We start from the raw sequence: 7490 nt of genomic DNA, 5'->3' as shown, positions 1-7490 counted from the left end.
AGGGGTGATCGTCCCTTTCGTGCAGATTGATACGGTTTGCCCGCTAACCCTTTGCTGGCGAGGGTTTCAGGCTTTCCGACTGGGGCTTATTGCGGCGATCTGGGCTCTTGCCGTACAGTCTTCCTCCGAACAATACTGTAGAAAGTGGCGATGTCGGCATTTATCTATCGGTACGTCGGCAGGGAGACGCTGCCAGCTCGCTTGACCGAATTCGACCTGCAGCAGTTCTTCCAGCTCAGCAGCACGGACATCACGGCGATCAAGACGCGGTTTCGGGCAGACAGACATGCCGCGGTCGGCCTGCAACTCGTCTGCCTACAGGCCTGCGGTCGGCCGTTGGACCGGTTCGTTGCGGTGCCGCGCAATCTCCTTCAGTACCTGTGCAGTGCATTCGCCGCACCACTGTTGTCCATCGCCAGCCTGAAGACGCTGTATCAGCGTCGGCCAACGTTGTATGAGCATCAGCAATGGGTCAAGGAGCATCTCGGTATCCGGGCGCTCGATGCAACCGGTCAGGCGGAATTGCTGGAGATGCTCCGGGTGCAGGCCACAGCGGCACCACACGTGGATGAACTTGTCACCGCTGCTCAGCGATGGCTCTATGATCGCCGCTTCCACATTCCGGGCCCGCGCCAGCTGACTGATTGGGCACGGCAAGCATTTGCCGCCCACGAAACGCAGATGCTCGCTACGATCAACCGTGCGGTACCGGCGGCCACGCTGCAGAGTTGCCTGGAATCCTTGCGCAGCCAGCGTGGAAACGGACCTGCCACGAACCTCGAGTGGCTCAAGGCCCCTTCCAGGCGCCACGGCCCAAGCAACCTCGCTGAGACCTTGGACAAGGTCCGCTACCTGAAATCCCTCGCCGTGCACGAGTGGAAACTGGATGACATCGCGCAGCCAAAGCTGCGGGCCTACGCGCAGAAGGTGCATGCACGCCGCCCGGCCAAGACGAAGGAGCTAAAGCAGAGCACCCAGGCGCTTGAGTTGGTGTGCTTTCTGCGGATGAGTTTGCTGGAACTGACCGACATCGCGATACACCAGACCAGCCGACGCAGCCAGGATCTATTCCGGAGCGCGACCGGCAAGGCGAAGTCGACGCACACGCGTTCTGCCGTGGAGGACAGGCGGCAGGCATTGAAGGCCAAGGCCGTCCTGCAAGACAAGAGCAAATCGAGCCAGCAGCGAGTGGATGAAGCCCTGAAGCATCTGGATGTCGTCATTGACGCGGCGCAGTCGAGCTTCGCGTCGCATGTGCGCGCAGCGCTGACTGGTGACGATCAGCGAGTTCGCACTCTGCTGTCGGGCCTGGATGGACTGGAATTCAACGGCAGGGAAGACGATCCCGGTTTTGCGAATCTCAAGGCGTGGCGCGATCTGCAGAACAAGAACCTCAAGGCTCTACCAGAAGACTTCTCGGAGACCGGTGTTGGCAAAGCCTGGCACGACCTTGTCCAGGACTCTGACAAAAAGCGTGGCTACCAGGCGTTCGCCGCCTGCACAATGATGTCGCTACGCAAGAGCCTTCGTCGGGGCAGCGTATGGATCGACCACTCGATGCGCTTTCGTGATCGCGAGACCATGCTCATTCCTGCCGATGAGTGGGAGCGTGATCGCGACAAATACCTCGCCCTGTTGGGACTGCCGGCCACAGCGGATGCCTTCATCGAGCCACTCCTGGATACGCTTCAGGCCGGCGTGGCTGCAGTGGCTGAAGCTTGTGCCCAAGGCAAGATCGAAATCGGAGACGATGGCATGCTTCACCTGCCGGCGATCGAGGCACTGGAACAGGACGATGAGCCGCGCCGCACGCGCGATTTGATCTATAAGGTGATCGGCGATGCGCAGCTTCCGGATTTGGTGCTGGAGGTGGACTCGTGGACCAATTTCAGTGAGGTACTGCTCGGCCACCGCGCGCAGTCCGAAACCGAACTGTTGTCGATCTATGCAGCTTTGATTGCGCACGGCACCGAGATCGACGCCAAGGGCGTCGCAGCAATGATTCCCGGCATTGATACTGCACAGGTGTCACTTGCCATGCGCGCACTGGAAGTCCACGGGCGTTTGCGCAGGGCCAATGAAGTGGTGGCAGAATTTCAGGGCAAGATCCCGGTAGCCGCACACTGGGGAACCGGCAAGAAGGCATCGGCCGACATGATGTCACTGGATGTTTCGCGGCATCTGTGGATCGCTCGCGTCGATCCACGCCGTCGTACCTACGCGGCCGGCATCTACACCCACGTGCTCGACAAGTGGGGCATCGTCTATGACCAGCCAATCGTCTTGAACGAGCGGCAGGCCGGCGTTGCGATCGAAGGTGTCGAGCAGCACAACCGCAGTGACGATCGCATTCGCTTGTCGTTGCTGGCGGTGGATACGCACGGATACACGAACACCGCATTGGCCACGGCCAAGGGCCTGAACTTCGATCTATGCCCACGGTTGCGCGATCTGTCAGAACGCAAACTGTACCTACCTGTAGCGTTCAAGGTGCCAGAAGGACTCGAACGTGTTATCAAGAAGCGTGCGTCCTTGAAGGCCATACGCCTGGGTTGGGACGAGTTCCTGCGAGTACTGGCCTCGATCCGCATCGGCCGCATTAGCGCGGAGCTCGCGCTGCAGCAAATTGGCAGCACCTCCAGAACCGAAAAGGCGCACAAGGCCGCCGAACATCTTGGACGGCTGTTGCGTAGCATCTTCCTGTGCGACTACGTGACCATCGAGGATTTCCGCCGCGAGATTCATACCTTGCTCAGTCGGGGAGAGTCGGTGCACCTGTTGCAGCGCGCGATCTATTCTGGCCGGGTGCCTCACGAACGCGGCCGGCGAGGAGACGAGATGAAGGCGATCTCCGGATCGCACGCGCTATTGACCAACATCGTACTGGCGTGGAACACCCACCGCATGAACGAGGTCGTCGAGCGCTTGCGCAAGGATGGCACGAACATCGAGGACGACTGGCTACGCCGAATGGGGCCGGGGCATTTCGGGCACATCAATTTCCGCGGGATCTTCAGCTTCGGTGTCGAGCACTATATGGACGTGTTGATCCAAAGCCGCCGTACCGCCATGAGACGGGCGACGGCATGACCACAAAATCAAACTCCACAGAACAAATCCAGCCACAGATTGGCACACCACAATGGCTCGATGCTGAGGTACAGCGCTACCTTTGCAGCGGTGACCACGATTGCAGCTTTGCAGGCTGGCCGGGTATGAACTTTGTCGACGTAGCAAAAAAGGCCGATCAGCGGCTGCGAACCGCACTCGTGGATGAAACGCTTCGGCTGGCAAACGGTTTCGACCCTCAGGTGGTCCTGCCCAGCGACCTGTATGCGTGGGCCCGCACCAAACTGGCACCCATGGTGCACGGTCTGTTTCGCGTCGACGAGCAGCCCCTTATCCTGGACACACTCGCTCGCAGCGTCGTATTTCTCACGCCGCAAAATATTGTTGCAGTCCTTATGGAGCAACCGTGGCTGTCAACGACCTGGAGCCTGGCAAACCTCTATCTGTACAGCGTGGGCGTCCCCGGCCTTTCCCAGCAGGCCTGCCATATCGTGGGGCTAAGCGCGGAAACCACCAGCTACGTCTCGATGTCCTATTTCCACGAGACCGACCCGTTTGCAGACTTCGTCGTTCATGAGGCCGCCCACGTTTTCCACAATTGCAAGCGAGCGACCGTCGGGCTGGACGAGAGCCGTAGCAAGGAATTCCTACTGAACATCGACTACACCAGGCGCGAAACCTTTGCCTACGCGTGCGAAGCGTATAGCCGCATCTGTTCGATGGCCACCAGCAGCAAGCTACGGCAGCAATTGCTAGAGCAGCATGCCGAGACCTCACTGCCCGCCGATGACCAAGTTGATCACGACGAATATCTCGACATCCTGGCTGAAGCGGTCCGGGCCCGCAATGGCTGGCAACGTATTCTCAAACGATGTGCGCCAGCGCACATCACGAAAGCACAATGAGTGACTCGATCCACGCTGGGCAGGATACTGGCCGACTTGCCATGACTAACACCACCAAGCATGAGTGTACCGATGCCTGTGAGGAACATTGTCGCGAGGCGCTGAATCAATTTCTGCAGGCACAGAGCACCCAAGTGCTGGCAGATCGGCTGCTGCAGCTTGCTGACCGCGACTATCCGATTGCCCGGGAATTGCAACAGTGGCGCAAGATCAGTGCGTCGCCTGAGAAGGCCCCAGACCTCCAGGCACTGATCGCTGGGATCCTCGAACCCGATAGCGACTTCATTAGCTGGCGCCAGAGCTTTGCCTACGCCAGTCGCGCAGGCGCAGTGCTGCCACTTCTCGCTCAGGCTCGCGCCCGCGATGCGGTCAGCGCGGTTGCCCTATCGTTGTGTGCAATGCGGCAAGTTTGGCATGTGCTCAATCAGGCAGACGATTCGAACGGCGAGATTGGCGGGCTGACCAATTCCATCGGCGAAGAGTTCGTGGCGGCCCTGCAAGCTGCGGGGCCTCAGCCGATGGCTTTCGGAGACACGTACCTGCAGTTGCTGCTGGAAGACCCGTTCGGCTGTTTCGATACTGCGGCCGCGGAAGCTGCGATTGGCGAGACGGCAGTCAAGCAGTACCGTAAGGCATTGGCCGCGCATTGGCGTGCGGCCAAGGATGAGGTGCTGGCTGCGAAGGCCGAGCACGCTGCGCAGGTGGAAAAGGCCAAGCGTCTGCGGCGTCGCGAGCCCTATTTCGACAGTCGCGCGGCACGCAGCCCGCGCTTAGCGATGCTTGAGCGAATGCATCTTGCGGAACTGGAGTGCACGGGAGACATCGATGGGGCCTTGGCCGTACTGTGCGAAGACCTGTCTGAAGCACAGGACTACCGGCAGGTCACCGAGTTCCTCGATAAGCATGGCCGTATGCGTGAGGCATTCGTCAATGCAGAACGTGCCCTCCAGATGTTTCCGAACGACGCACGTCTGCAAGCAGACATGCAGCGATGCTATGAGCGCGAAGGCTTGGTTGATGAGGTGCTGGCGATCAGCCGCAAGCGCTTCGACAAGACGCCGAGCGTCGAGCGGTATCACGATGTTCTCGAAGCCGGCACGGCAGCCGGGTGTGAAGTCGATGCGTTGCGGGCAGAACTGCAGGCCACGCTGGTCGCTCTCGAAGATCAGGCGATGACGCGGCCGGGGGCCTTTGCGGCGCGCTATCGTTTTGGCCCCGTCATCGGGCAACGCGACGTCACGTTGAGAGCCGAGGTACTCTGTTCGGAAGAGCGCTGGGACGAAGCGCTGGCCGTTGTGCAACGGCCGGCGTTCTGCCGCGATACTCTCCTTGCTGACCTCGCGCGCAACCTTGAACCCGTGCACCGGGACAATCGCATCGCGTTGCTCAAGCGCGTCCTTGTCAACCACATGAATGATGCAACGAGCCCTTACCGTGCAGAGCTCGGCCTGGTCAAGGAAATTTGCGTGATGCTGGATAGCACGCAACGTGGCGCGTGGCTGGATGAGTTGCGCAGTACCTACCGAGCCAAGCGGAACTTCGTGCGCGATCTGCCCGCGAGCTGATACTTGGGGCGCATTATCGGACTGCGCCCCCCTAAAAGTCACGTCTACCAAGATAAACCTTATTAGTTGGCTAGCATCCTTGACCAGATAAACTACCCACCATGAAAAATGCGCTGTTGGTAACTGGCCACATGGCCACCGGGATCGACTGGCCGGACGAGGCCGCACTGGCTGCGTTTCGGGCATGGCTGCAGGGCGTGCCGAGTCGCGAGGCCGTGGACCGCTATCTGCCCGAGCGTCGGGCAGCGGGGGCATCTTCGCGGGCGATCATTGGCCAGATCAAACGTCAACTGGTTGCCTTCGCAACCAGCCGGGCGAGGCCGGATCTCGCCGCCGTGCTTCAGGCGTGCAGTCCCACCGATAAGAAGGGAGCCAGGGTCGCACAAGCTGCGATCGAAACGCTGCGCGGCATGCCGCTGCCGGCCCCGCTCATCGGTGACGCTGTAGAACAGTGGCTGGCTCCGCACCTTGTGCAGCCACTGCACGCCGCGGGCATCCGCACGCTGGCTGACCTGACGCTGCGCGTGCCCAGGCGGCGGCGCTGGTGGTCGGGCATTCCTGGGCTTGGGCCTGCTGGTGCACGTTGCATCGAGGCCTTTTTCGCCCGGCACCCGGCCCTTACGGCCCGGGCCCGCGCACTGATCGCGGTGGAGCACGCGCAGGAACTCGTCCCCTGGGAGCGACTCGCGGTCCCCGACGAGGTGGACGGATCGAAGGGTGCCTTCCGCGCGCCCCGATCGACCTGCGCGCTGGGCTCGACCAACGACTACGAGGCCGTCCAGGCTTGGCTGTCGTTGCACGAGTCGGCGGCTACCCAGAAGGCGTACCGCAAGGAGGCCGAGCGGCTGATGCTGTGGGCCATCGTTGAGCGCGGACGGGCATTGTCGTCCTTGACAACCGAAGATGCGATCGCTTATCGCAGCTTCCTGCGTCATCCTACGCCGCGTGCACGCTGGGTCGGCAAGGCCCAGCCGCGATCGTCGCCGGCGTGGCGGCCCTTCGTGGGGGACTTGTCGGCGCGCTCCACGGCCTACGCGTTATCGGTGCTCAACGCGCTGTACCGCTGGCTGATCGAGCAACGGTACGTACTGGCCAATCCCTTTGCGGGCGTCAAGGTACGCGGCGGACGCCCCGCTGCGCTGGACACCGCGCGTGCGTTCACCGAGGGCGAGTGGAAGCTCGTGCGCGTCGTCGCGGACGGCCTGGAATGGTCTTACGGCTGGAGCGAATTGGCGGCACAGCGGTTGCGTTTTATGCTGGACTTCGCGTACAGCACGGGGCTGCGCATCAGCGAACTCGTGGCCGCGCAGCTTCGGGCAATCGAATTGGATTCCGGCGGCAATGCGTGGATTCGCGTGGTGGGCAAGGGCCACAAGACTGGCAAAGTCGTGCTGCCACCGCTGGCCCGCCGTGCGCTCGATCGCTACCTCGTGGAGCGTGGTTTGCCGGTGACGCCATCGCAGTGGCGACCGTCGACGTCCCTGATCGGCAGCTTCAGTACTGAGGGAGGGATCACCGCCTGGCGGCTATGGCGGGTGATGAAGCGGTTCTTCGCGACGGCCGCCGACGTCGTTGAGGATGGCAGCCCTACGCTGGCGGAAAAACTGCGGCGCGCGACGCCCCATTGGACGCGCCACACCCACGCCACACACCTGCTCGACGGCGGCGCGGAACTCACAACCGTGCGGGACAACTTGCGGCATGCGTCGCTGGCCACGACGTCGATGTACCTGCATGCGGACGACGCCCGGCGTGCGAAACAGGTCGCCGACCAGTTTGGGGCCTGAACGCGTCCATCGTGTGCCAGTGCCTACGAGGGAACGGGGCGCAACCGAGCCAAATTGCATGGAAAGGACCGTGTGTCCCGAAAATCGGGACTCGCTAAGTCATTGTTACGGAAAACCTTTTTAGGTCAAACCGTATCAATCTGCACGAAAAGGACGATTACCCC

Annotated in this window: 4 protein-coding genes; all 4 read left to right on the top strand. The window is 61.5% G+C overall.

The window, feature by feature from the left end; translation table 11 throughout:
- Window positions 1-150 precede the first annotated feature (150 nt).
- Window positions 151-3090 carry a Tn3 family transposase gene (locus WD006_RS29030; RefSeq protein WP_024569836.1) on the top strand — a complete coding sequence of 980 codons (2940 nt, stop codon included), beginning with the start codon at window positions 151-153 and terminating at the stop codon, window positions 3088-3090.
- Window positions 3087-3974 (top strand): hypothetical protein, encoded by an 888-nt coding sequence (locus WD006_RS29025; protein ID WP_024569837.1) that lies wholly within the window; start codon window positions 3087-3089, stop codon window positions 3972-3974. The genes WD006_RS29030 and WD006_RS29025 overlap by 4 nt, the downstream gene beginning before the upstream one ends.
- Window positions 3975-4015: 41 nt before the next feature.
- The gene (locus WD006_RS29020) at window positions 4016-5539 is read left to right on the top strand and encodes a hypothetical protein (protein WP_035835142.1); all 1524 of its coding nucleotides are present in this window, start codon (window positions 4016-4018) and stop codon (window positions 5537-5539) included.
- A 101-nt stretch (window positions 5540-5640) separates the two neighbouring features.
- A complete protein-coding gene (locus WD006_RS29015; protein WP_024569839.1) occupies window positions 5641-7326 on the top strand; it encodes a site-specific integrase in 1686 nt (561 codons plus the stop codon).
- Window positions 7327-7490 lie beyond the last annotated feature (164 nt).

This window comes from Cupriavidus sp. Met-2, assembly GCF_049843575.1.
Lineage (GTDB): Bacteria > Pseudomonadota > Gammaproteobacteria > Burkholderiales > Burkholderiaceae > Cupriavidus > Cupriavidus metallidurans.
This window is presented reverse-complemented; position numbering and strand designations above follow the sequence as displayed.